Here is a 21,427-nt window from a genome sequence, read left to right as displayed (position 1 = left end):
TTGATGGAAGAGGCGGGAGCGAGATCATGTCAGCCGATACGAGGCCAGCGCAGTCTCCCAGCAAGTACGATCGCTTGATTGCGGCAGCGAAGGCCCTGCCGCCGGTGCCGACCGTGGTGGTGCATCCTTGCGATGAAACCTCGTTGCGCGGAGCCGTCGATAGCGCGCAAGCCGGGATCATCCGACCGATCCTGGTCGGACCCGAGAGAAAGATCAGGGAGACGGCGGGCAGGAACGATCTCGATATCTCCGGCTTCGAGATCGTCGATGCCGCGCATAGCGAGGACGCCGCGGCCAGGAGCGTCGACTTGATCCATGCTGCCAGGGGCGAGATGCTGATGAAGGGCAGCCTGCATACCGACGAACTCATGCGCGCCATCACGGCGAAAACGGGCGGCCTGCGCACCGACCGCCGTATCAGCCACGTCTTCGTGATGGATGTTCCGGCCTATGCAGACACGCTGCTCGTCACCGACGCCGCCATCAACATCTTTCCCGATCTCGATGCCAAGCGGGACATCATCCAGAACGCCATTGATCTGTACAACCAGGCCGGTTTTGGAAAATCGCCGCGCGTGGCGATCCTGTCGGCCGTGGAAACCGTGACCTCAAAGATCCCGTCGACGATCGAGGCGGCGGCCCTGTGCAAGATGGCCGACCGCGGCCAGATCAGTGGCGGCGTGCTCGACGGGCCGCTGGCCTTCGACAACGCCATCGATCCCGAGGCGGCACGGATCAAGGGCATCAAGTCCGAAGTTGCCGGGCGAGCCCAGATCCTCGTCGTTCCCGATCTCGAAGCCGGCAATATGCTGGCGAAGAATCTCGCCTACTTCGCCAAGGCCGACGGCGCCGGCATCGTGCTCGGCGCCCGGGTGCCGGTCGTGCTGACGTCCCGGGCGGACACGCCCCGTGCGCGCATGGCGTCCTGCGCGGTGGCATCGCTCTATGCCAACGCCCGGCGCCAACATGCGCCGACAGTCGCTGCGTGACCGCGATGGATACGATCCTCGTCGTCAACGCAGGCTCCTCGAGCGTCAAGTTCCAGATCTTTTCTGTCGAGGGAGAGGGTATCCTTCGCCGGCAGATCAAGGGCCAGATCGACGGCATTGCCAGCCGACCACGGTTGCGGGCGAGTGGCGCGAACGGTGAGACGCTGGCCGAGCGAGCGTATCCGATCGAGGCAGTCGCAAACGTTCCGGCGGCGATGGAGATCGCCGGGAGCTGGTTGCGGGACGAGCTTCGCATCCACCCGATCGCGGTCGGACACCGCGTCGTGCATGGCGGCCCGGACTTTGACCGGCCGGTGTCGATCGATCACGGCGTCGTCGCCCGCCTGGAGCGCTTCGTCAATCTGGCACCATTGCACCAGCCGCACAATCTGGCGCCGATCCGGTCGATCCTTGCCGGCTTCCCGAGCTTGCCGCAGGTGGCCTGCTTCGATACCGCCTTTCATCGAACGCACAGCGCGGTCGCCGATCACTACGCGATCCCGCATCGGCTCCATGCCGAGGGGGTGCGCCGCTATGGTTTCCACGGGCTGTCTTACGAATATGTCGCGAAGGCCCTGCCGCGGGTTGCGCCCGACATCGCGAACCGGCGGGTCATCGTGGCTCATCTGGGTAGCGGCGCCTCGATGTGCGCGCTCAACGAAGGACGAAGCGTCGAAAGCACCATGGGCTTCACGGCGTTGGACGGGCTGCCGATGGGCACGCGGCCCGGCCAGCTCGACCCCGGTGTCGTGCTCTATCTCATCTCCGAGAAGGGCATGTCGGCGTCGAACGTTCAGGACTTTCTCTATCGCGATTGCGGACTGAAGGGACTCTCGGGCGTCAGCAACGACATGCGGGAGCTCGAGGCCAGCGACGACGCCAAGGCCAAGCTGGCGATCGACTATTTCGTGTATCGGATCTGCCTCAATGCCGGCATGCTCGCGGCCGCATTGCAGGGTTTGGACGCCTTCGTCTTCACGGCCGGCATTGGCGAGAATTCCGCGACGATTCGCGCCCGTGTGGTCGAGCAGCTCGGATGGCTCGGTGTCAGCCTCGACCACGCCGGTAATTCTCGCAATTCGCGGCTGATATCGCGTTCCGAGAGTCGTATCCCCGTCTATGTCGTACCGACCGACGAGGAACTGATGATCGCGCAGCACACGCTGTCGCTGCTGATGAAGCAGCCATCGGGCAACTCAAGACAAGAGAGGGCGTCATGATTCCCGTGTTCCCGGACACCAAGGTCGCCCTGAAGGGCAAGAAAGGCCTCATCGTCGGCATCGCCAACGACCAATCCATCGCCTGGGGCTGCGCAAGGGCGTTTCGCGCCCTCGGGGCGGAGCTCGCCGTCACCTACCTCAATGACCGTGCCAAGAAGCATGTCGAACCGCTCGCGCGTGCGCTGGAAGCGCCGATCTTCATGCCGCTGGACGTCATGGTGGAGGGCCAGACTGAACAGGTGTTCGAGCGGATTGCAAGCGAATGGGGACAACTCGACTTCCTGCTGCATTCGATCGCATTTTCGCCGAAGGAGGCGCTGCACGGCCGCGTTGTGGATGTCGGGCGCGACGGTTTCCTGAAGACGATGGATGTCTCCTGCTGGTCGTTCATGCGGATGGCGCATCTCGCCGAGCCGCTGATGAAGAACGGGGGCACGATGTTCACCATGACCTATTACGGCAGCCAGATGGTCGTGAAGAACTACAACGTGATGGGGGTGGCCAAGGCCGCGCTTGAAGCGGCGGTCCGCTACATTGCGGCCGAACTCGGTCCGAAGGGCATCCGTGTTCACGCGATCTCACCAGGCCCGCTCGCCACGCGCGCGGCATCGGGCATCCCCGAATTCGACGATCTCATGGACAAGGCGCAGTCCACCGCGCCGACCCGCAGCCTCGTCAGCATCGAGGACGTCGGCAATGCCACGGCGTTCCTGGCGCTCGACGGGGCCAGGCTGATCACCGGCGGCGTTCTCTATGTCGACGGCGGCTATCACATCATCGACTGACTGACGGAGGAAGTTCAGGTGCGTGCGCTTGGGTTGAGCCTGTTTCTGCTCGCGATCCAATTCGTGCCGGCGCAGGCACAAACCTACGATCCTCGCTATGCGGTATGCATGAAGGTCTACGAAGGGTCCTTTGGCGGAGGCGAATGGATCGATTGCAGCTACACGTCGCTGCCGCAGTGTCAGGCTTCAGCATTCGGTCGCGCCGCCACATGCGTGATAAACCCGTACTTCGGACAGGCTCTCCCCCGTGCGGGTTACCGGCGATATCCGTGAGCGGACCGACGGCGTCGAGATTGCGGCGGCCCGGCGTTGGCAGCACACCTAGCGATAATGCAGCGCGATCAGCTCGGCGACGCAGGCCGGCTTCTTGCCGCCCTCGATCTCGATGACGAGATGATAGTTGACGCGCAGGCCGTCCGGCGGCACGTCCTCGGCTTCGGCGATCGTGATCCGCCCGCGCAGCCTGGATCCGGCGGGGACGGGGGCAAGATATCGGATTCGATCCGCGCCGTAGTTCAGGGTGTTGCGCAGGCCCTTCAGGCCCATCACCGAACGAATGAAAAGAGGCGCAAGCGACAGGGACAGCAGGCCGTGCGCGATGGTGGTGCCGCCTGGCGCCTCCCTCCTGGCGCGCTCCTGATCGACGTGGATCCACTGCTCGTCGCAGGTCGCCTCGGCAAACTGGTTGATGCGATCCTGCGTCACCTCGATCCAGTCGCTGGCGCCGATCTCGGTACCGACCGCGGATTTGATCTCGTCGAAGTTGCTGAATATGCGCATGATGGTGGCCTGCTCAGATCTTCATTTCCCGGATGTCGTCGGGCACGACCAGCTCGGCGTCCGTCATCGCCATGACCTCGCCCACGCTGATGCCGGGAGCAATCTCCAGCAATGTGGCCTTGCCGTCGGGAAAGCCGATCACCGCCATGTCGGTCACGACCAGCTGCACCGGCCGGGCCGACGTCAACGGCAGCGTGCATTTGGCGACGATCTTGGACTTGCCTTTCGCAGCATGCTGCATGGCGACGATGACCCGCTTGGCGCCGCTGACGAGGTCCATCGCGCCGCCCATGCCCGGAACCATCTTGCCGGGGATCATCCAGTTGGCGAGAAGTCCGTGGGCATCGACCTGGAGCCCGCCGAGCACGGTGACATCGACGTGTCCGCCGCGGATCAGTCCGAACGACATCGCGCTGTCGAAGGTGCTGGCCCCCGGCAGCGCGCTGATCGGGCGGCCGCCGGCGTCGGTCAGGAGAGGGTGCTCCAACCCTTGCTCCGGAATCGGGCCCGTGCCGATCAATCCATTCTCCGACTGAAAGAACACGCTCAACCCGGCCGGGACGTAGTTGGCGACGAGCGTCGGAATGCCGATGCCGAGATTGACGAGGTCGCCGTTTCTGAGCTCCCTGGCGACGCGTCGGGCGATGATCTCCTGTGCATCCATGGCATCACCCGTTTGGGTTGGTAATGAGATAGTCGACCAGCGGCGCCGGCGTCACGACGTGGTCGGGTGCGATGACGCCAACGGGCACGATGTGTTCCGCCGTCACGATCACGGTGTCGGCCGCCATCGCCATGACCGGATTGAAGTTGCGCGCGGTCAGCGCATAGGAGAGATTGCCGAGGTAATCGGCGAGGAAAGCGTGCACGAGCGCGAACTGCGCCCGCAATGCGGTCTCGAGCAGGAACGGCTTTCCGTCGACCTCGATCTCGCGCTTGCCCTCCGCGACCAGCGTGCCAACGCCGGTCGGCGTGAGGACGCCGCCGAGACCGCACCCGCCTGCGCGAATGCGCTCGACGAAGGTGCCTTGCGGAATCAAATCGACTGCGATCTGCTTGGCCAGCATCTGTTGCTGCACCTTCGGATTGAGGCCGATATGGGTCGCGGTGAGACGCGAGACCAGATCCGCATCGAACAGCTTCCCGACACCCTTGCCGGGCAACGCAGCGTCATTGCTGATGATGGAGAGCCCTGCCTTTTGCTGCCGGACGAGCTCGTCGAGCAGACGCCACGGCGCGCCGACCCCCATGAAGCCCCCGACCATGATGCTTGCGCCTGCCGGGATCATCGCGACGGCTTCTTCGATGGAAACGGCCCTCATGGTTCCAACTCCAGTCGGCAGAGATCAAGGAGCGACGGTGGAATGCTCGCTTTGCGTTCATCCTGGTCCCTTGATCTGCGTCAAGGCTTCTCATGATTCGTGGACCACGATGCCGACGCCTTCGAGCGCGCTGGTCCAGAGCTTGCGAATCTCGACGTGGCGATGTTCGAGCGCAGCGCTGACAGCGTCGCGATGGGCCAAAAGCTCCGGCCCCTTCAGGAACAGGATTTGCGCCTGTAGCAACCGGCCGCTCTCCAGTTCGATGCGCCGCAAGGCCATGACGAAGGGATCGTCGGCATTGGCTTCCCTCGGGAGCAAAGCTGCCGGCCTTATGCCGGCATGAACGGCATGCGCAAGTGTTGCCAGGCCGACTGCCCGCGCCAGCGGCTGGTCCGGAATGCCCTCGGCTGGTTGCGGAAACCATGCCGTCTCCCAGGACATCGACAGGTACCCCAGCGCAAGGTCCGGGACCCAGGATGTCGCCCGAAGCAGCAGGGAGACGATCTCAGCCTCATGATAGACCTGCGCGTTCAATTCGGTCTGCCAGGCGGACACGAGCTTTGCGGGCAGCGCGAACGCGAACTGCCGTGCCAACGCGCCATGGGCGGAGGTCAAGAACGCGGCGACGCGAGTCTGCTGGTACGGCGGCACACGGCCTTGCGGGTCGAGCGGTCCAAGGAATTCGCTCATGTGGCCGGTCCCTGCACGGGAATGGCGCGCAGATGATCGTAGCCGGCAGGAAACGCAATGAGCTCGCCGCCCGTCTCTTCCGGCGCGATCCAGACAGCCTTGTTGCCCTGCCAGCGGCCGGCCAGCACGTCCTCGGCGAAGCGGGCGAGCAGGTCCGCGGTCAGCGCCGGCTTCTCCAGTGTGAAGGCGTGATAGGCGCGCTGGATGATCACGAGCGCGCTGTTCGGAATCTCGGCGCGCAGGGTCTCATGGACTGCGCGGGGCGTCAGGAAGTCAAACTCGCCATTCAGGATCATGGTCGGCAGGATGATCGACGACAGCTGCGACGTCAGCGGCCGGAAGTCGAGGAAGGACTCCATCAGGTTTTGCAGCGCGTAGACGTCGTTGACCAGCCAGCCCTGCCGTTTCACGCTGTCGAGCTTGTCCAATACCGGTCCTAGCCATTGATCGGAGACGTTCATCGGCAGCAACAAATCCTGCAGGTAGCTGGTGCCGCCCAGGATCAGCGCGGTGCGGAGCGCGTTGCCAAGCAGGAACAGTTGCGGCGGAAGCTCCGCGAAGCAGCTCATCGGCGCCAGCCCGGCCAGCCGTTCGCCGTGCTCGATCGCGTAGCGCAGCGAGATCAGGCCGCCGAAGCTGATACCGGCGAGAAAAATGGGTCCGTCGCCGAGTGCGTCGACCAGGAGATGAAGCGCCGCCACCTGATCATCCTGGCTGATGAAGAGAGCGGGCTTGTCGGACACCCCCTGGCCGAGCAGGTCGAACGTCGCGACGCGGAATTGCCGCGCAACCAGGGCTTCACGATACGCGGCCCAGAGCTCGGCATATTGTGTAAGCCCGTTGACCAGCACATAGGCGGGAGCGTTCGCTGGCCCGTCAAGCTCATAACGGATGCGATACGAGCCATGACTGAGAAAGGGCATTGAGGGGTCCGGACCGGATGAATGGCAACCACAATGCTCGTCCACGAAGACAGCGATCCATTGAGTTAGATCAAGGGTCGGCCGCGAGCGCGTACCTAGCCTTTTGACAAAATTGCCAGGAGGAAGCTGCCATGGCCGGAAGGAATTTCATTCGGCATTGCGGGGTGAGTCTGCTGTTGCTGTTGGTGGGGACCGCCCTGGCGGTCGCACAGCCCTACAGCCGCCGCTCGTCGCAGATGCAGCATGATGAGCTGAAGAAGACGGTCGAGATCCCGAACTTTCGCCTCGGCGGCAAGTACGATCTATCCGATCCGTCGAAATGGGAGAATGGCGGCGAAGGCGGCGTGACGCTGGAGTCGCTCGGGGCGGGCAAGCTGCACTCGGCCTACATCGCCGTCGGCACGCCGCGGCGCAATGCTGCCGGGGAGATCACCAATGCCGTGATCATCAACTCGTACTATTCCGGCGACTCGACGGACATGTACGAGCAGTGGGTCAAGGGGGCTGCCTTGTCGGGTGGCGTGCCGATCATCGGGCCGGGCCGGCCGATCGACACCAATCGCTACTATGTCGTCATGGTCGATCCGCTCGGCACCTGGGGCGCGAGCAAACCGTCCGATGGTCTCGGCATCAAGTTTCCGCAATACAGCTACTACGACATGGTCCAGGCGAACTACCGCATGCTGCGGGACGGCTTGAAGATCGCCCGCGCTGCCTTGGTCACCGGCGTCTCGATGGGAGGCACGCAGACCTATGTCTGGGGCGTCATGCATCCGGAGTTCATGGGCGGCTTGATGCCGATCGGCGGCACCACCCAGTCGGATTCCGAGGACCCCGTCGGCAACTGGACCTTCCAGCTCATGACCGCCGCGATCGAGGCCGATCCGGTGTGGCAGCAGACCAAAGGCGATTACTACAAGCTGCCGAAAGAGAAGCACCCAATTCCCGGCATAGCCTTCGGCTGGTCGGTGCTCGGCCTGACCGGCTACGACTTCGCTTTCCGCACGACGCAGAGCTTTGCGGCCGTGCAGCCGGAAGTGTTCTACTGGAATCCGCCGAACGAGAAGGCTGCCAGCAGCGTGATGACGCGCGCCAAGCTCTACGACGCGGTCGATCTCGTCTGGCGCAACAGGGTGGGCGAGATTCACAACGTGAATCCTTACCTGGGCCGCATTCAGGCGCGCACGATGGTGATGCACATCACCAACGATGGCTGGCTGAACTTCAAGCTTGCCGAGCGCGCCGTCGATCGCGTGCCGGGCGCCCAGCTGATCTCCGAGGAGAGCCCGGTCGCCCATTACGGCGTGTTCTCGATCATCAATCACCGCAAGCACGATCCGAAGTTTGTCGCCTTCATGGATGACGTGGCGAGCCTCGATCGTGCGCAGAAATACGTCGACAAGAATTATCGCGTGCCCGGCGTGGCCGCGAACATCGACCCGGGCAAGTCGTTCTGGAAGGATTTTGTGACCTACCCTTATCCGGTCAAATACGCGACCACGAAAGACAAGCGGGGGACGTCCTGGCAGATCGGCTACATGGACGAGTACGCCGGCACCGAGAAGGATCCAAAGGTGCTCGTCATCATTCATGGCAAAGGCGCGTTCGGCGGGCACTACGGTAACGTCATGCAATATGCCCTGCGCAGCGGGCTGCGCGTGATCGTGCCGGACTTGCCGCACTACGGCATGTCCGGTCCCGGCAATCTCGACAAGAGCCCGGCGCGGACGATGCAGGACATGCGCGAGGCCGTGTACGACCTCGTGGTCAATCAGCTCGGCGTCAAGAAGGCCTATTACCTCGGTCATTCGCTCGGCGGCCAGGTCGTCATGGGCTACGCGCTCACGTGGCCGGACGCCGTCCTGGGCCTTGCGCTCGAAGCTCCTTCGGGCCTTGAAGAATATCCGCGCGACATCACGATCGCCAAGGACAAGAAGGCGCGCCTGTTCGATCAGGTGTTCGATCATGATTTCGACAAGTGGAAGGAAACCTGGGGGCCGACCGGCATCCTTGCCGCGGAGATCGGACGCCCGGAGCAGAGCGTCCGCGACTTCTTCTATTTCAAGAAACGTGATCCGGAGACCAACGCCGTCTCGGCGGCGAAGAGCGGCTATTTCTACAGCGATAGCGAATATGCCCGCTTCCACACCGAGCAGCGCGTCGGGCTCATCAAGGGCAACCCGAAAGAGCTCGAGCAATGGGCCAACGTCTTCATCTACGACATCTATTCGATAGGGTCCGAGCTGCAGCAGGATGACCCGAAGAACCTCTACCAGCGGGTGGCCCAGATCAAGGCGCCGATCTTCCTCTCCTTCGGCGACAAGGAGCCGTTCATCCCGACGCCGGCGTTCAACGGCTTGACGGACCTCGGACGCGACGTCATCACGCCGTTCATGTCGCGCATGACAAGTGCGGGCAACCGGCCGATCCTCAAGATCTATCCGGAGACCGGTCACTTCATCCACACCGACAATCCGGTGGAATTTCCGGTCGACGTGGTGGACTTCGTGATCAAGGGAACGGTCGATACGTCGTCGCCGCTCGGCACGGATCGGATGATCAAGGGTTCGGCCGTCTCGGCATTGCCGGTGGCGCCGACGCCACCCGGCGCCGCACCGACGGCCGGCCTGAACAAGTAGGCTGGACCATGTCAACGGTTGAGGCAGGTGAGGTCCGGTTGGGCTGGCGAGAGTGGGGCCAAGGCGACGTCACCGTCGTCTTCATCCACGGCAATCTCGCCAGCAAGGACTGGATCGAGCTCGCTACGCCGCTGTTTCCGAGCGGACTGCGCGTGATCGGAATCGACTGGCGCGGCTGCGGCGACAGCGATCGGCCGAAACCCGCGGCCGATTATGCCAACTACTCGATGCAGCAGCATGCGCACGACATGCTGGCGGCACTGGATGCGCTGGGCGTCGGGTTTTGCCATCTCGCGACCCACTCGACCGGCGGCATCATCGCCGCGCGGATGCTGCTGATGCAGCCGCGGCGGTTCGGGCGGGTGTTTGCGCTCGACCCGGTCACGCCGCTCGGAATGTCCTTCAATGCCGATCAGATCGGCCTTTTCCGGGCGATGATGGCGAGCAAGCAGCTGACGCGGACGGTGATGGCCAGTGCGGCGTCCTCGCTGTTCGTGCCAGACAGCCTTGCGCCGAACGCGATCCCGCGATTCCGCGAGGGCCTCGGCGAGATCCCGGCGCTGTTCGATCGCATCATTGAGCAGACTTTTGGCGTCTCCGAGGGAGTCTGGATCGGCACGCCGGTCAACCTCAACCGGGAAAAGGAAAGTCGGGAGCTGGAGCGCCGCATGCCGGAAATCCGGCATCCGCACCTCGTGCTCTGGGGCGAGCAGGACGGGTGGATACCGCGGGCGGATCTCGAGAGCATGGCGGCGGCGATGCCGGACTGCCGGCTCGTGACAGTACCCCGGATGGGTCATTCCATGAATCTGGAGCTGCCGGCGCTTTATGCCGGCTATTTCGGCGCCTGGTTCGGAGGATTGGCGCAATAGCAATTGTTCAACGGAGGATGCGTATGGCTGAAACCAAAAAGCTTTCCGTCGAGAAGACGCTCGACAAGCTGCGCGGCGAAGAGCAGCCGAAATCGAGGACCGAGCAGCAGGACGAGAAGATAGAAGCTCTTAACGAAGAGATCAGGCGCATGAGAGTTCAGAGGCTGCGCCTCGACCAGAGGCCAGGTAAGCGCCGTTGAAGCGCATCCGCTTGTCAGAGTGGTGGACTTGGCGTCGCATATCACGGCACGGCAGCGGCGGGGGATGCCGCCTGTCTGGGATCGTTACCCGACCGTCTGCGGGTACTGCCCGTGCCCGCCCTGCTACCGAGGCTCACATTCTCGCATGACAATGTAAGGAGGTTCTAATGAAGCTTCGTCGATCAGCCACATTGACCCTTTCCGGGTTGGCCTTAACCGCGTCGGTGGCGCTCGTAGGAACTGCCGTCAGTAGCGGACCGGCAGCTGCAGTCGTCTACTGCCAGTACGTCGATTATCCGCCGAGCTGCATTGCACGGCCCGGCGTCGTGCTCAGGCCGCGTCCTGTCGCGCGCGCGGTAACGCGTGAAGCGGTGCGGCCAGGAACGCCAATGAATCGCGGCGGCCCCGTCGATCGCGTCGGGCGACGCTGAAAATCGGCATACGCGACGTGAGCACAAGTTCGGCGGCTCTCGACCGGTTTGTTCGAGGTGCAATCCTGGTTGCTCACGCCGTTATGCTGTCGCGGTCGGCGGTGAAGGCGACGATCGCCTTCACCCGGCGGATTTCCCTGCCGCAATGACGACCTTGTGCACGATCCGGTTCTCCGCAATTCCCGTCTCGGAGCAGGTGAGTTGAACCCGTTGGTTAGAGGAGGAGAAAGACAATGGCGGACATCAATCCTTCGGCTGAAAATGCACGTGCGATGTTGACCGAGAGTCTCGGCCGCCTTCGCAAGGGTAGTGAAGAGTATTTCAGTCTGCTTGAAAAAGCTCTAAGTTTGTCGCCGCTGCCGATCGCCGACCAGGCCAAGCAGTTCTGCAATTTCATGCAGCGCAACGTAACCGCGACATTCGATCTCGGTGACAAGCTGACCCAGGCCAGGGACGTGCAGGACGCCCTCAAGATGCAATCCGAATTCTTTCAGGACCAGATGAGGGCCCTAACCGATCAGGCCAAGAACATGGGCGAGACTGCAATGAAGGCCGTGACGGGCGCCTTCACGCCAAAGATCTGAGCAGATGGAAACTCGAAGAGATGGGCGCTCGCAGGACCACCGCGCCTCATGTTCTGGCTCGCGATGAGGGCACAATGGCGCTTCAGTTCGTGGTCGGCACCATTGTCAGCCTTGTAAACATCATGATTCACGCGCTGGTGACAGTCGGTGCAATTGGCATTGCTCGTTCGGCCGGACTGCGACATATGGAGTGGCCAAGACTGCACCTGATGGCCGTGATGGCCGCTACCGCCGCCGTTCTGATGGTGGCGCATACGTTGGAAAGCGTCGTCTGGTCGGCGGCTTATTTGATGGTGGGCGTGGCGCCTGCCGGCACCGATTTGGTCTATTTCGCCTTCGTCAACTACACAACGCTCGGCTATGGCGACATCACGCCGATCCAGGCGCGCCAGCTACTAGGCCCGATGACTGCGATGAACGGCATCCTGCTGTTCGGCTGGTCGACCGCAATGCTGTTCGAAGTGCTGCGCAAGACCGTGGAGCACCTTGCCGCGATCAACGCTAGCGCTTGCAATTCTGCAGAATAAGCGAGCTGCCCGGCTCCGCCTCGGATTGCGGTGCATTCAACGGCGACCTTTGGTGCAGGCGCAGGACGAATTGTCGCGCTTCACGCGCAGCGTCAGCTCTGGAGGTCGAGGCTGGCAAGCTTCGCCCGGTCTTGCAGCACGATCTGCCGTTGGGTATTGCCGACGAAGCCGAGAACGCCCAATTCGTGCAGCCGCGACAAAGCACGCGACACCGTCTCCAGCGTCAGGCCGAGGTAATCCGCAATGTCGCGCCGCGACATCGGCAGCGCGATAACGCCCGCGGCGGTCAGGCGCTTATCCATCTCGAGCAAGAAGGCTGCGACCCGCTCAAGCGACGTCTTGCGGCCCAGGAGCAGCATGTGGTCCTCGGCATGATGGAGATTGGCGGTGGTCATGCGAAACAGGTTCTTGGCGACCATGACGTCGCTCTTCGCCACCAATTCAAGACTTTGGCGCCTGATCAGGTGAACGGTGGTGTCGATGATGGCTTCCGCGGTGAAGCGATGAGCTCCGCCATTCTCGAGGCCGAAAATGTCGCCCGGGAGGTGAAACGCGCCGATCTGGCGCCGGCCGTCGGTCAGCAGCTTGTAACTTCGCACTGCACCAACCTTGACCTGATAGACGTACTCGGCCGGCTCTTTCTCCCCGTAGACTTCAGTGCCCTTCTTGTAGGTGAATTCGCTTAGACTGACGATCGTATTCGAATCGCTGGTCATTCCGAAGTCACGGAGAGAATTGGGGCGCGGGGACCGGTCGGTTGCGATACGCACAAACATGGACCCCTCCTCTGGTTGCTTGACTGGCTTGTCGCTGAGATTATTTCGCTGCCGGGAGCGCCTCGCTGTTTCCCGGGCGATTGGTGTACGATGAAGGCCGTGTTATAAGCCATTGTCTCTCAGGTCATTGTACCAAGGGGCAGGTCGAAATACCTTTGCACGACATGAATCGCGTCAGGCGCGTTTTTTCTTTGATTGCTTTTGTTGCGCATTTGAAGGTTGCGGGACCCTCCAGGAGGTCAAATGCCCGGCTTGGTTCACGTGGTGGACGACGACGCCTCCTTCCGCACGGCCGTCGAGCGCCGGCTGAAGCTCGCTGGTTATGAGGTCGCCACCTATTCATCGGCCCAGGACCTGCTCGAGCGGCTGCCGGACGGCGATGGCCCCGGATGCATCTTGCTCGACGTGCAGATCCCCGGGCTCTCCGGTCCCCAGCTACAGAGCCACCTCGCCGGGCTCGGGTCCACGCTCCCCATCGTGTTCGTGACAGGCTACGCCGATACGGCGACGACCGTGCGCGCGATCAAGGCCGGAGCCGAAGATTTTCTCACCAAGCCCGTCTCGTCGGAGCAGCTGCTCGATGCGCTCGCGCGTGCCTTGATCCGCCAGCAGGCCGACCACATCCAGCGTACAAAGCTCAGTTTGCTCCAGATGCGGCTGAAGTCACTGACGCCGCGCGAACGCCAGGTGTTCGAATTGATCGTGCGCGGCAAGATCAACAAGCAAATTGCCCACGAACTCGGCACCGCTGAACGCACCGTAAAGGCCCATCGCCATCAGGTGATGGAGAAAATGCAGGTGCAGTCACTGGCGGAACTTGTGTCGATGGCGGAGCGGCTGGGCGTACTGGATCCCGAAGCCAAACGGACCGGCTGACGACGCCTGTGGTTTCGGCGGGTCTCCGTCAAGCAACCTGCACACAAGGACTATTTCAAGGCTCGGCAAGGGTATGCTGTAGTCCGGATGCGCGGGCTGCAGTCGGGCTTGTTGTCCGACTGATCCAAATCGTCCGGCAAACTGACGCCAGCCAATACCTGGAAGGACACCCGAACTTGTCCTCGTGCAAGCCTGTTCTTGTCGTCGACGACGATGCGTCGATGCGCACGAGCATCAAGCGCCTTTTGCGCGCGCACGGCTTCACTGCGCTGCTGTTCGACTCGGCACATGCGCTGCTCGGCCACGGCGGGTGCGGCGAGGCAGCATGCATCATCATCGACATCGATCTGGGCGATGCCTCCGGAATCGAGTTGCGCCGCAGGCTTGCTGAGCATGGCGTTGCGGCACCGGTCATCTATATCACCGGCAACGACAACCACTTGAGTCGCACGGCCGCAATCGAGTCCGGATGTATTGCCTATCTGACCAAGCCGTTCGCGGCGAAGGCGTTGATCGACCCCATCCATGGCGCCTGGTCGACGGCAAACTAGCGGCCAGCGATTGCCTCTTCATCCCGTGTTGGGAGTATCCGTTGACGCGGATCAACCACATCATCCATGGCGCCGGATATTGAAGTCTGCTTCTCATCGGGGGCAATCGTAAGTAGGGAGATGAGGCATGAAACGGCTATTGATGGTCACTGGCATGGCTGCTGCGCTGACGTCCGGCGCGGCGCTCGCCCAATCGGTTGACCTTACCGGCACTTACACATGCGTCCAGATGTGCCGCGGTGATTTGCCGGCCCACGTCACGCAGAACGGACCCGAGCTCAATCTCACCACCGAGGCGGGCGTGCCGTCGCGCGCATGGCCGGACTGGTTCTCGCCAGCGAGCCGCATCTGGATCGATGCTTACGACATAAGCGCTGTCTATACGCCTGACGGCATGACGATCCAGTTCGACAACGGGACCATCTGGCAGCGCTATGTGCCGCCGCCCGCGCCGTCACGTCGCAGGGCGAAATGAGCCAAGTCCGTCGACAAGACCCTGTGGCCGGCTTGATGCCGGCCGACATGGCGCGACCGCCGACTTATATAAGAAGGGCGTAGGGCCCCAATTGCGCAAATTTCCCCCATGTCGGCGCAGAGGAGCACATGGCCTTTCGAACTCCTGTCCCCACCGCCCCCGGGCCATTACGTAGCTACCGCTTGGAGTTGAGCTAGATCAAAAGCGCTCGTGTGCCATTGCCTATTATTCCCGAGTTCACTGCCAATTCAAATTGTAGGGAGTTCTGCAATGTTGAGCATGACCAGGACGGTGAGCCGTCCTGCCAATGACGGGCAATTTGCGGCCCTCGTCGGCGAACAGGTCTGTTGCAGCGAATTCACTTATCGGAGGGGAACGGAAGTCTTCGGAGAGGGCGAGGAGGCCGAGTACGTCTACCAGATCGTGTCTGGTGCGATCCGGACCTACAAACTGCTCTGCGATGGCCGCCGGCAGATCAACTCGTTCCATCTTCCGGGCGATCTGTTCGGGCTGGAGAACGGCGCGGTTCATCGTTTCACCGCAGACGCAGTTATTCAGACCAAGGTTCGCATCACGAGCCGGCGACATTTGCTCGACAGGATCGAGCACCAGGAGGCGGGCCAGGCAAGCCTGCTCACCCTCGTCACGCGCAATCTTCAGCACGCGGAGAACCACATGCTTCTCCTGGGCCGGAAGACGTCCGTCGAGAAGGTGGCCGCATTCCTTCTGGAGATGGACCGGCGACAGGATCATCCAGACGTGTTGAGCTTGCCGATGAGCCGCCGCGACATCGCCGACTATCTTGGATTGACGCTCGAGACGGTATCGCGCGCCCTCTCGACCCTGCGTGATGACAGGATGCTGCGGTTCGACGGACAGACTCAGCGGCAGCTCGTGTTGTTGGATCGACAGAAACTAGCGCAGCTCGATGCCTGACGGTGCAGCGAGCGATGCGCTGTAGGCCGTCGTTTCACTCGTCGATGTCCTGCTCGAGCATCTGCGCCGGGGGGCCCGTGTGGGCAGATGCGAACTGCGTCAGCGGCAGCGAGGTCGTCAGCGACAGCAAATTGGAGTCGATCACTTCCAGCACGAGTGCCTTTCCCGCCTCCATGTCTTTGACGATGTTGGGATCTGCGACATCAGCCGCGATGCAGGCGTTGCTGAGGCACCAGCTGTAGGGCAGCCGGTAGGAACGTCCTTGGTCGACCGTCAGCTTGACGGGATGCTGCAAGTACATGCCGACGGGTACGAACACCTGCAGTCGCCCGTTGCGGTCGCCGTCGCGCTCTATCAGGTCCACACGGACGGCCATCTGACCGGTGGGAAAGGTGCCGGTCATCGAGGTCCGGCACACTGTCGGAGCCGCACCTGCCTTGAAGCACCGCTTGCGCCAGCTTCCGTATGTAATGTCCTTTGCCTCGCGCTGGCCCCGGGGTGCGACTTCGGCAGGCTTGGCCGCCGGCGGCTTTTCGCGCGCGACCGCCTCCAGAACCGGCTCTGTCGTGACGATGGCTGCAATAAGTGAGGCAGACAGACAATAGCGCGCGCTGATCATGGCCGTATCTCCAAACATGGGTAACCTCGGCTATCTTCGATCCTCCAGAAATTTCGCGACGAGCGGCGACCAGATCGGGATTGCGTCCGGCGATCCTATGAAGAAGTGACCTTCGTTGCCGAACGGCGGCATCAGGTGATATTCGGCGCTGCCGCCGGAGGCGGTGAAAGCCTCGTGCATGCGCTTCGACAATGCGGGGCCGAAGAACGTATCGTTTTCGATATAGATCCAGAGCATCGGTACACGCGAGGTGCGACCGAACTCACGGGTTGCTTCGACCAGCTTGTCGGGCGCACAGTTATTGTTCGGCTTGCCGTCGACACGGCCGCCGCGGCCGGCCGCAAAGGTGATGATCGCCTTGACTTGTGGCGGATTGACGCTGGACAAGGCGATGGACCCCCAGCCGCCTCCCGATTGCCCGACGACGATGACGTCCTTGGGTACGATGCGCTTCTCCGCGACCATATAGTCGATGATCCAGAGGTCGACCTGTGCGACGGCCATGCCGGCGGAGCGGAAGTTGGGATTACTGCACTTGCCGACTTTTGCGATGAACGGGCCGTAGAGTGCACGTTCAGGGATGTCGATCGCGGAGGCGCCATATCCGGTGCCAACCGGCGCCACCACGAGGTGCCCGCGCGTCGCGAACCATTTGGCTGCGTCGCGAAACTCAACCAGTGGAAAGAAGCTTCGCTCTATCGGATTGAGCGACACGCCATGGTTCATGATAACGAGCGGAAACGGACCATCGCCGATTGGACGCACCACGTAGGCGAAGGTCGGGAGTGGCAGGGGCAGCGCCCATATCTCCTCCCGGATCGGATGCGAGGTGCCCTGATCATCCGCCCGCGAAGGATCGACAAAGCAGGCCATGATCAGCACCGCTTCGAGAAGAGATCGATAGAAGGAGCTATGCCAGAATTGCATGCGTTTCTCCTCACCCAGGGAACGTGCAGGCCACGATGATCGGTCCGAGCACGGTCAGAACGACGTTGCCGACCGCATAGGGGACGGCCACGCCGAGCACCGGCGTCTGACTTTCGGCAACCTCGCAGCATCCCGTCACGGCTGCATCGACCGTCATGGCGCCGGCGAGCGCTCCGCAGGTGATGACCGGGTTCATGCGAAGCACGTGATAGGCAAACAGGGTCGCGACGAACAGCGGAGCCAGTGTGACGACGAGGCCCATGCCGACCAGCATCACGCCGTGCTCCTGGATCGCGAGCCAGGCAGCATGGCCGTTCGCAAGGCCGATTGCCGCGATGAACCCGCCGAGGCCGAAGTCGCTCAGGGTCTGTTGCGCGGCCGGCGGCATGGCGCCGATGGTCGGCCGGCGCGAGCGGAGCCAGCCGCAGACGAGGCCCGCGATCAGCGCGCCGCCGCCGCCGCCGAGCGTCAGCGCGATGCCGCCGACCTTGAAGCTGATCAGCCCCGCGAGCAGGCCTGCGGCGATCCCGGCCGCAAGGAATGCGATATCGGTGCGGTCGCCGGAGCGCACGATCTGTCCGACCTGGGCGGCGGCGCGTTCGATGTTGCGGGTGGTGCCGACCATCGTCATGACGTCGCCGACATAGAGCCGCGTCTCGGGGCTCAAGGGCACCTCGCGGCCCATCCGGGTCAGCGCGCGCAGAAAGACACCGCGCGCGTCGTTGCCAAGGCGATCGGCGACCTCCTGGAGGGAACGGCCGTGGAGCTTGCGATTATCGACCAGGACGTCGACCACGTTGCCTGGTATCGCCTTGAGAATCTCATCGGCATCGATCTCGGTCCCAATGATTGGTCGAGCGGCGACGATGGCGGCCGTTCGCCCGGCAATGACGATGTCGTCACCGGCTTCGAGCACAGTATCCAGCTGCGGCTCGATATCGGCGCCCTGGCGTACGATGCGTTCGATGACGGTGCGGCTGCCGATCTCCTCCTCGATCGCCTTGACGGTGCGGCCTGCGGCCGCGGCGACGCGATAGGCGCGGGCCTGGAATTTGCGATAGTGCAGGTTCTCTGTCTTGGGCGGCTCGCCGCCCGAGAGTTCAGCCTCGAGCTTCTTCGCCTCGACCTTCAGGTCGATCCGCATCACCTTCGGTGCGAGCAGCGGGACGTATATCAGCGTGAGAATATAGCCCAGCACATAGGTGACGGCATAGCCGGCAGCGATGTTCGCCTCCTGATGCTCCAGCACGTCCTTGGAAAGTCCGAGCTGGGCCAGCGCACCCGAGGCCGTGCCGATCACCGAGGATTGCGTCAATGCGCCGGCGGCAAGTCCCGACGCCGTGCCGGGATCGAGGCCGAAGCTGAAGGCGAAGATGAGCACGGCGATGAGGCCGGTGCCCCCGAGCACCAGCGCGAGTGCGACTTGCGCCAGCGTTCGGACGCTCAGGGAAGCGAAGAACTCGGGCCCGGACCGATAGCCGATGGTGAACACGAACAGGCTGAACAGCACGATCCTGAGCACGGAGGGGAACGTGAAGGTGCCGAGCTGACCGATCAGCACCGCCACGATCAGCGTGCACGCCGTCGTGCCGAGGGAGAATCCATGGATCTTGATCCGGCCGAGAACGGTCCCGAGCGCCATCGATAGCAGCAGAAAGATCTCCGGCGCAGTTGAAATGATTCCTCTGACTGCGTTCATCGTCGTGGATCCCGGCGCCTCGTGGCAGGCCAAGCTGGGCTTGCAAGCGGCCGGGATGGTTGATCCAAGTCAACCCTTTCGCGGGCGGGACCACTCTTGATGGTCCAATGCACCCGCGACGAACCACGTCACGAACATGAGCCTGATGAACACCGTCAGTCCTTCGCTGCGCCGCGACGAGACGGTGTCGATCGCGCTGCTGCTGGCTTTCGTTGGCGGCTATCTCGACGCCTACACCTGGATCATCCATGGCGTGATGGCGAATGCCCAAACGGCAAACCTCGTTCTGCTATGGGTCCATGGCTCGGCCGGGAATTGGGACGATGCGCTTCATTTCGTGCCGCCAATTCTCGCATTTGCAGTCGGCATTCTCCTGGTGTCCTGGCTTCGCGGGATCATCGGACAGCGCATCGGCGCCATCAGCTCACTCCTCGAGATCCTGCTCCTGGTGACGATCGGCGTCCTGCACAACCGCCTGCCGGATCTCGCCGGCACGCTCGGAATCTCGTTCGTTGCGGCGATGCAGACGGCCGCTTTTACCAAGGTCGAGGGCGTGGCCTACAGCTCGGTGATGATCACCGGCAACATGCGCCAGGCCATTGAAGGCGTTCTCATGGCCCTGTCAGGTGGCGGTCCGCCCGGGCCGCTGCGCCGCTCCGGCATATTTGCCGGGCTCTGCGTCGCGTTCGGCGTGGGCGCGGCCGTCGGGGCCTTTGCGACCAAAGGCATTCCCGATCTCACGCTTGGCATTCCCGTGACCGCTCTGCTGATCATCCTGTTGCGCTGCGAAATCGAACGGAGCGAGGTGCACGCATGAACTCGCCGTCCGACCGACCCCTGGGATGGTCGCGATTCTTCCCAGTCTCCGGCTGGCTTGTTGCCTATCGTGGCGAATGGCTGGCATCGGACGCAGTGGCCGGAATAACGCTGGCCGCCTACGCGATACCCGTATCGCTGGCCTATGCGACGCTCGCCGGCCTCGCGCCGCAGGTCGGCATCTATGGCTACATGCTCGGCGGTATCGGCTATGCGCTGCTCGGGTCGTCGCGGCAGCTCGCAATCGGTCCGACTTCGGCGATTTCCCTGATGATTGCCTCCACGGTCGGGGTGCTCGCCGGCGGGGACGCGGTGCGATACGCGCAGATCGCCAGCCTAGCGGCTTTTGCGGTCGCGGTCCTGTGCTTCGTCTGCTGGCTGTTCAAGCTCAGCGTCCTCGTCCGCCTGGTCAGCGACAGCATACTGGTTGGCTTCAAGGCCGGCGCCGGGCTCACCATCATCATGAGCCAATTGCCGAGCCTTTTGGGCGTCGCGGGCGGTGGGCATAATTTCTTCGATCGCGCGTTGCGACTCGTAGCGCAGATCGGCGACACCAACCTTCTCATCGTGACGATCGGCGCGGTGGCGCTCGCGCTTTTGCTGCTCGGCGAACGGCTCTTGCCGGGAAAGCCGGTCGGCATCACGATCGTCGCGCTGTCGATCCTCGTTGCCACGCTGCTCTCTCTTCCGGCCGCCGGCGTACCGGTCACCGGAAAGATCCCCGAGGGATTGCCGACACTGGCTCTGCCGACGTTTGGTCTCCTGCAGTTTGACGATCTCTTTCCGCTCGCCGCAGGCTGCGTGCTGCTGGCCTACATTGAGGGCGTCTCCGCTGCGCGCAGCTTCGCGGCCAAACATGGCTACACACTGGACGTGCGCCAGGAATTCCTGGGGTTAGGGGCCGCGAATCTCGCTGCGGCTTGCGGTCACGGCTATCCCGTTGCCGGCGGGCTGTCGCAATCCGCTGTGAACGACAGCGCGGGCGCGCGCACGCCACTGGCGCTGCTGATCTGCTCGATCGCGCTGGCGCTGTGCCTGCTGTTCTTCACCGGACTTCTGACGAATCTGCCGAAGGCCGTCCTGGCCGCCATCGTCTTTGCCGCAGTGTATCGGCTGGTGGACGTCCAGGCCCTGCCGCGGATGTGGAAGGTCAGCAGGCTTGACTTCTATGCTGCGGCGATTGCGCTCGTGGCCGTGCTGCTGCTCGGCATCCTGCAGGGTGTCCTGCTTGCGTCGATTGCATCGATCTTCCTCCTGCTGGCCCGCGCATCGCGGCCGAACATTGCATTTCTTGGCCGGCTTCCGGGAACCGGCCGCTATTCCGACAACGCCAGGCACGATGGCGTCGAGCCGCTCGTTGGCGTCATTGCGTTCCGTCCTGAGGCCTCGCTCCTCTACATCAACGCCGAAACCATCCTGGCGGTGGTCCTCGAAGCGCTGCGGAAGTCGTCCGACGTCAGGCTGGTGGTCTGCGACCTCTCCGCATCGCCCTACATCGATCTGGCTGGCGCGCATATGCTGCGAGATCTCCATGACGAGCTCGCCTCTCGTCGCATCGCCTTCTGCATTGTTGGCGCTCACGCGCAATTGCGCGACCTGCTGCAGGCGGAGGGGCTTGCGGAGAAGACCGACAGCTCGCAGTGGCTGCGATCGCTCGACAGCGTCCTCGGCGACTCTCAAGTCAAATAGCCTCTGCTGCAGCGCGAAGCGTCGGAGCGAGAAGTCACCAGCGCGTCTCCGATATCTCGCGACCGTTGACTTGGATCAAAGGAGCGGGCCTCCCGCCGTCC

General features: G+C 62.9%; 24 protein-coding genes. 15 read left to right on the top strand and 9 right to left on the bottom strand.

Translation table 11 applies throughout. The annotated features are described in order from the left end of the window. The first annotated feature begins 26 nt into the window (after positions 1–26). The 4 genes from XH96_RS29380 to XH96_RS29365 are packed head-to-tail and all read left to right on the top strand — an operon-like array spanning position 27 to position 3,267. Entirely contained in the window at positions 27–989 is a 963-nt protein-coding gene (locus tag XH96_RS29380; RefSeq protein WP_194389068.1) for a phosphate acetyltransferase, read from the top strand. A 5-nt stretch (positions 990–994) separates the two neighbouring features. Continuing rightward, the gene (locus XH96_RS29375) at positions 995–2,209 is read left to right on the top strand and encodes an acetate/propionate family kinase (RefSeq protein WP_194389067.1); all 1,215 of its coding nucleotides are present in this window, start codon (positions 995–997) and stop codon (positions 2,207–2,209) included. Continuing rightward, complete coding sequence (fabI, locus tag XH96_RS29370) at positions 2,206–2,994, top strand: enoyl-ACP reductase FabI (protein WP_194389066.1); 789 nt, start codon at positions 2,206–2,208, stop codon at positions 2,992–2,994. Before XH96_RS29375 ends, fabI begins: the two co-directional genes overlap by 4 nt. Before the next feature lie 18 nt (positions 2,995–3,012). Beyond that, positions 3,013–3,267 carry a DUF3551 domain-containing protein gene (locus tag XH96_RS29365; protein WP_194389065.1) on the top strand — a complete coding sequence of 85 codons (255 nt, stop codon included), beginning with the start codon at positions 3,013–3,015 and terminating at the stop codon, positions 3,265–3,267. A gap of 48 nt (positions 3,268–3,315) precedes the next feature. Here XH96_RS29365 and XH96_RS29360 read toward each other — a convergent pair whose 3' ends face one another. From XH96_RS29360 to XH96_RS29340, 5 genes are all read right to left on the bottom strand, one after another. Next, positions 3,316–3,774 (bottom strand): MaoC family dehydratase, encoded by a 459-nt coding sequence (locus XH96_RS29360; RefSeq protein WP_194389064.1) that lies wholly within the window; start codon positions 3,772–3,774, stop codon positions 3,316–3,318. A 13-nt stretch (positions 3,775–3,787) separates the two neighbouring features. Continuing rightward, positions 3,788–4,438, bottom strand: coding sequence for a 3-oxoacid CoA-transferase subunit B (locus XH96_RS29355; RefSeq protein WP_194389063.1), 651 nt, complete (start codon positions 4,436–4,438; stop codon positions 3,788–3,790). A gap of 4 nt (positions 4,439–4,442) precedes the next feature. Then, a complete protein-coding gene (locus XH96_RS29350; protein WP_194389062.1) occupies positions 4,443–5,096 on the bottom strand; it encodes a CoA transferase subunit A in 654 nt (217 codons plus the stop codon). A 90-nt stretch (positions 5,097–5,186) separates the two neighbouring features. Further along, positions 5,187–5,786: a hypothetical protein gene (locus XH96_RS29345; RefSeq protein ID WP_194389061.1), complete on the bottom strand. Its 600-nt coding sequence runs from the start codon at positions 5,784–5,786 to the stop codon at positions 5,187–5,189. Beyond that, the gene (locus XH96_RS29340; RefSeq protein WP_194389060.1) at positions 5,783–6,709 is read right to left on the bottom strand and encodes an alpha/beta fold hydrolase; all 927 of its coding nucleotides are present in this window, start codon (positions 6,707–6,709) and stop codon (positions 5,783–5,785) included. Before XH96_RS29340 ends, XH96_RS29345 begins: the two co-directional genes overlap by 4 nt. Before the next feature lie 131 nt (positions 6,710–6,840). On the opposite strand from XH96_RS29340, the gene XH96_RS29335 reads away from it, so the two are divergent. The 5 genes from XH96_RS29335 (at position 6,841) to XH96_RS29315 (ending at position 11,962) form a co-directional block, all read left to right on the top strand. Beyond that, positions 6,841–9,348 carry an alpha/beta hydrolase gene (locus XH96_RS29335; RefSeq protein ID WP_194389059.1) on the top strand — a complete coding sequence of 836 codons (2,508 nt, stop codon included), beginning with the start codon at positions 6,841–6,843 and terminating at the stop codon, positions 9,346–9,348. An 8-nt stretch (positions 9,349–9,356) separates the two neighbouring features. Then, positions 9,357–10,220, top strand: coding sequence for an alpha/beta fold hydrolase (locus XH96_RS29330; protein ID WP_194389058.1), 864 nt, complete (start codon positions 9,357–9,359; stop codon positions 10,218–10,220). A 23-nt stretch (positions 10,221–10,243) separates the two neighbouring features. Continuing rightward, positions 10,244–10,420: a hypothetical protein gene (locus tag XH96_RS29325; RefSeq protein WP_194389057.1), complete on the top strand. Its 177-nt coding sequence runs from the start codon at positions 10,244–10,246 to the stop codon at positions 10,418–10,420. Between the two features lie 664 nt (positions 10,421–11,084). Next, positions 11,085–11,435 (top strand): phasin, encoded by a 351-nt coding sequence (locus XH96_RS29320; protein WP_194389056.1) that lies wholly within the window; start codon positions 11,085–11,087, stop codon positions 11,433–11,435. Positions 11,436–11,509: 74 nt separating this feature from the next. Next, complete coding sequence (locus XH96_RS29315) at positions 11,510–11,962, top strand: potassium channel family protein (RefSeq protein WP_194389055.1); 453 nt, start codon at positions 11,510–11,512, stop codon at positions 11,960–11,962. A gap of 92 nt (positions 11,963–12,054) precedes the next feature. Here XH96_RS29315 and XH96_RS29310 read toward each other — a convergent pair whose 3' ends face one another. Then, positions 12,055–12,738 carry a helix-turn-helix domain-containing protein gene (locus XH96_RS29310; RefSeq protein ID WP_194389054.1) on the bottom strand — a complete coding sequence of 228 codons (684 nt, stop codon included), beginning with the start codon at positions 12,736–12,738 and terminating at the stop codon, positions 12,055–12,057. A 243-nt stretch (positions 12,739–12,981) separates the two neighbouring features. Here XH96_RS29310 and XH96_RS29305 point away from each other — a divergent pair, with 243 nt between their 5' ends. The 4 genes from XH96_RS29305 (at position 12,982) to XH96_RS29290 (ending at position 15,576) form a co-directional block, all read left to right on the top strand. Next, positions 12,982–13,614, top strand: a complete 633-nt coding sequence (locus tag XH96_RS29305) for a response regulator transcription factor (protein ID WP_194389053.1) — start codon at positions 12,982–12,984, stop codon at positions 13,612–13,614. 221 nt (positions 13,615–13,835) lie between these two features. Then, a complete protein-coding gene (locus tag XH96_RS29300; protein WP_246789786.1) occupies positions 13,836–14,165 on the top strand; it encodes a response regulator in 330 nt (109 codons plus the stop codon). A 127-nt stretch (positions 14,166–14,292) separates the two neighbouring features. After that, positions 14,293–14,640 carry a hypothetical protein gene (locus tag XH96_RS29295; RefSeq protein ID WP_028182046.1) on the top strand — a complete coding sequence of 116 codons (348 nt, stop codon included), beginning with the start codon at positions 14,293–14,295 and terminating at the stop codon, positions 14,638–14,640. A 279-nt stretch (positions 14,641–14,919) separates the two neighbouring features. Continuing rightward, on the top strand, positions 14,920–15,576 hold the full coding sequence (locus XH96_RS29290; RefSeq protein ID WP_246790197.1) for a helix-turn-helix domain-containing protein: 657 nt from the start codon (positions 14,920–14,922) through the stop codon (positions 15,574–15,576). Between the two features lie 34 nt (positions 15,577–15,610). Here XH96_RS29290 and XH96_RS29285 read toward each other — a convergent pair whose 3' ends face one another. The 3 genes from XH96_RS29285 to XH96_RS29275 all read right to left on the bottom strand — a co-directional run bounded on the left by XH96_RS29285 (position 15,611) and on the right by XH96_RS29275 (position 18,821). Beyond that, positions 15,611–16,195, bottom strand: a complete 585-nt coding sequence (locus XH96_RS29285; protein WP_194389051.1) for an invasion associated locus B family protein — start codon at positions 16,193–16,195, stop codon at positions 15,611–15,613. Positions 16,196–16,225: 30 nt separating this feature from the next. Then, positions 16,226–17,068: a dienelactone hydrolase gene (locus tag XH96_RS29280; protein WP_194394312.1), complete on the bottom strand. Its 843-nt coding sequence runs from the start codon at positions 17,066–17,068 to the stop codon at positions 16,226–16,228. Positions 17,069–17,132: 64 nt separating this feature from the next. After that, positions 17,133–18,821 carry a TrkA C-terminal domain-containing protein gene (locus XH96_RS29275; protein WP_194389050.1) on the bottom strand — a complete coding sequence of 563 codons (1,689 nt, stop codon included), beginning with the start codon at positions 18,819–18,821 and terminating at the stop codon, positions 17,133–17,135. Between the two features lie 136 nt (positions 18,822–18,957). Between XH96_RS29275 and XH96_RS29270 the strand changes: the two genes are divergently transcribed. Both XH96_RS29270 and XH96_RS29265 read left to right on the top strand, forming a co-directional pair. After that, on the top strand, positions 18,958–19,638 hold the full coding sequence (locus tag XH96_RS29270; RefSeq protein ID WP_194389049.1) for a YoaK family protein: 681 nt from the start codon (positions 18,958–18,960) through the stop codon (positions 19,636–19,638). Beyond that, on the top strand, positions 19,635–21,326 hold the full coding sequence (locus tag XH96_RS29265) for a SulP family inorganic anion transporter (protein WP_194389048.1): 1,692 nt from the start codon (positions 19,635–19,637) through the stop codon (positions 21,324–21,326). Before XH96_RS29270 ends, XH96_RS29265 begins: the two co-directional genes overlap by 4 nt. The last annotated feature ends 101 nt before the right edge of the window (positions 21,327–21,427 follow it).

The organism is Bradyrhizobium sp. CCBAU 51765 (genome assembly GCF_015291725.1).
Lineage (GTDB): Bacteria > Pseudomonadota > Alphaproteobacteria > Rhizobiales > Xanthobacteraceae > Bradyrhizobium > Bradyrhizobium liaoningense.
The sequence above is the reverse complement of the archived record's forward strand: the minus strand, read 5'-3'. Positions and strand labels throughout refer to the sequence as shown.

What these genes read in the sequence shown, in the direction of transcription:
- XH96_RS29305 (WP_194389053.1), top strand. Translation starts at nt 12,982, where the DNA reads ATGCCCGGCTTGGTTCACGTGGTGGACGACGACGCCTCCTTCCGCACG.
- XH96_RS29275 (WP_194389050.1), bottom strand. Translation starts at nt 18,821, where the DNA reads ATGAACGCAGTCAGAGGAATCATTTCAACTGCGCCGGAGATCTTTCTG.
- XH96_RS29320 (WP_194389056.1), top strand. Translation starts at nt 11,085, where the DNA reads ATGGCGGACATCAATCCTTCGGCTGAAAATGCACGTGCGATGTTGACC.
- XH96_RS29270 (WP_194389049.1), top strand. Translation starts at nt 18,958, where the DNA reads ATGAGCCTGATGAACACCGTCAGTCCTTCGCTGCGCCGCGACGAGACG.
- XH96_RS29360 (WP_194389064.1), bottom strand. Translation starts at nt 3,774, where the DNA reads ATGCGCATATTCAGCAACTTCGACGAGATCAAATCCGCGGTCGGTACC.
- XH96_RS29295 (WP_028182046.1), top strand. Translation starts at nt 14,293, where the DNA reads ATGAAACGGCTATTGATGGTCACTGGCATGGCTGCTGCGCTGACGTCC.
- XH96_RS29350 (WP_194389062.1), bottom strand. Translation starts at nt 5,096, where the DNA reads ATGAGGGCCGTTTCCATCGAAGAAGCCGTCGCGATGATCCCGGCAGGC.
- XH96_RS29325 (WP_194389057.1), top strand. Translation starts at nt 10,244, where the DNA reads ATGGCTGAAACCAAAAAGCTTTCCGTCGAGAAGACGCTCGACAAGCTG.
- XH96_RS29315 (WP_194389055.1), top strand. Translation starts at nt 11,510, where the DNA reads ATGGCGCTTCAGTTCGTGGTCGGCACCATTGTCAGCCTTGTAAACATC.
- XH96_RS29280 (WP_194394312.1), bottom strand. Translation starts at nt 17,068, where the DNA reads ATGGCCTGCTTTGTCGATCCTTCGCGGGCGGATGATCAGGGCACCTCG.
- XH96_RS29300 (WP_246789786.1), top strand. Translation starts at nt 13,836, where the DNA reads ATGCGCACGAGCATCAAGCGCCTTTTGCGCGCGCACGGCTTCACTGCG.
- XH96_RS29330 (WP_194389058.1), top strand. Translation starts at nt 9,357, where the DNA reads ATGTCAACGGTTGAGGCAGGTGAGGTCCGGTTGGGCTGGCGAGAGTGG.
- XH96_RS29345 (WP_194389061.1), bottom strand. Translation starts at nt 5,786, where the DNA reads ATGAGCGAATTCCTTGGACCGCTCGACCCGCAAGGCCGTGTGCCGCCG.
- XH96_RS29285 (WP_194389051.1), bottom strand. Translation starts at nt 16,195, where the DNA reads ATGATCAGCGCGCGCTATTGTCTGTCTGCCTCACTTATTGCAGCCATC.
- XH96_RS29335 (WP_194389059.1), top strand. Translation starts at nt 6,841, where the DNA reads ATGGCCGGAAGGAATTTCATTCGGCATTGCGGGGTGAGTCTGCTGTTG.
- XH96_RS29265 (WP_194389048.1), top strand. Translation starts at nt 19,635, where the DNA reads ATGAACTCGCCGTCCGACCGACCCCTGGGATGGTCGCGATTCTTCCCA.
- fabI (WP_194389066.1), top strand. Translation starts at nt 2,206, where the DNA reads ATGATTCCCGTGTTCCCGGACACCAAGGTCGCCCTGAAGGGCAAGAAA.
- XH96_RS29355 (WP_194389063.1), bottom strand. Translation starts at nt 4,438, where the DNA reads ATGGATGCACAGGAGATCATCGCCCGACGCGTCGCCAGGGAGCTCAGA.
- XH96_RS29310 (WP_194389054.1), bottom strand. Translation starts at nt 12,738, where the DNA reads ATGTTTGTGCGTATCGCAACCGACCGGTCCCCGCGCCCCAATTCTCTC.
- XH96_RS29290 (WP_246790197.1), top strand. Translation starts at nt 14,920, where the DNA reads ATGACCAGGACGGTGAGCCGTCCTGCCAATGACGGGCAATTTGCGGCC.
- XH96_RS29340 (WP_194389060.1), bottom strand. Translation starts at nt 6,709, where the DNA reads ATGCCCTTTCTCAGTCATGGCTCGTATCGCATCCGTTATGAGCTTGAC.
- XH96_RS29375 (WP_194389067.1), top strand. Translation starts at nt 995, where the DNA reads ATGGATACGATCCTCGTCGTCAACGCAGGCTCCTCGAGCGTCAAGTTC.
- XH96_RS29380 (WP_194389068.1), top strand. Translation starts at nt 27, where the DNA reads ATGTCAGCCGATACGAGGCCAGCGCAGTCTCCCAGCAAGTACGATCGC.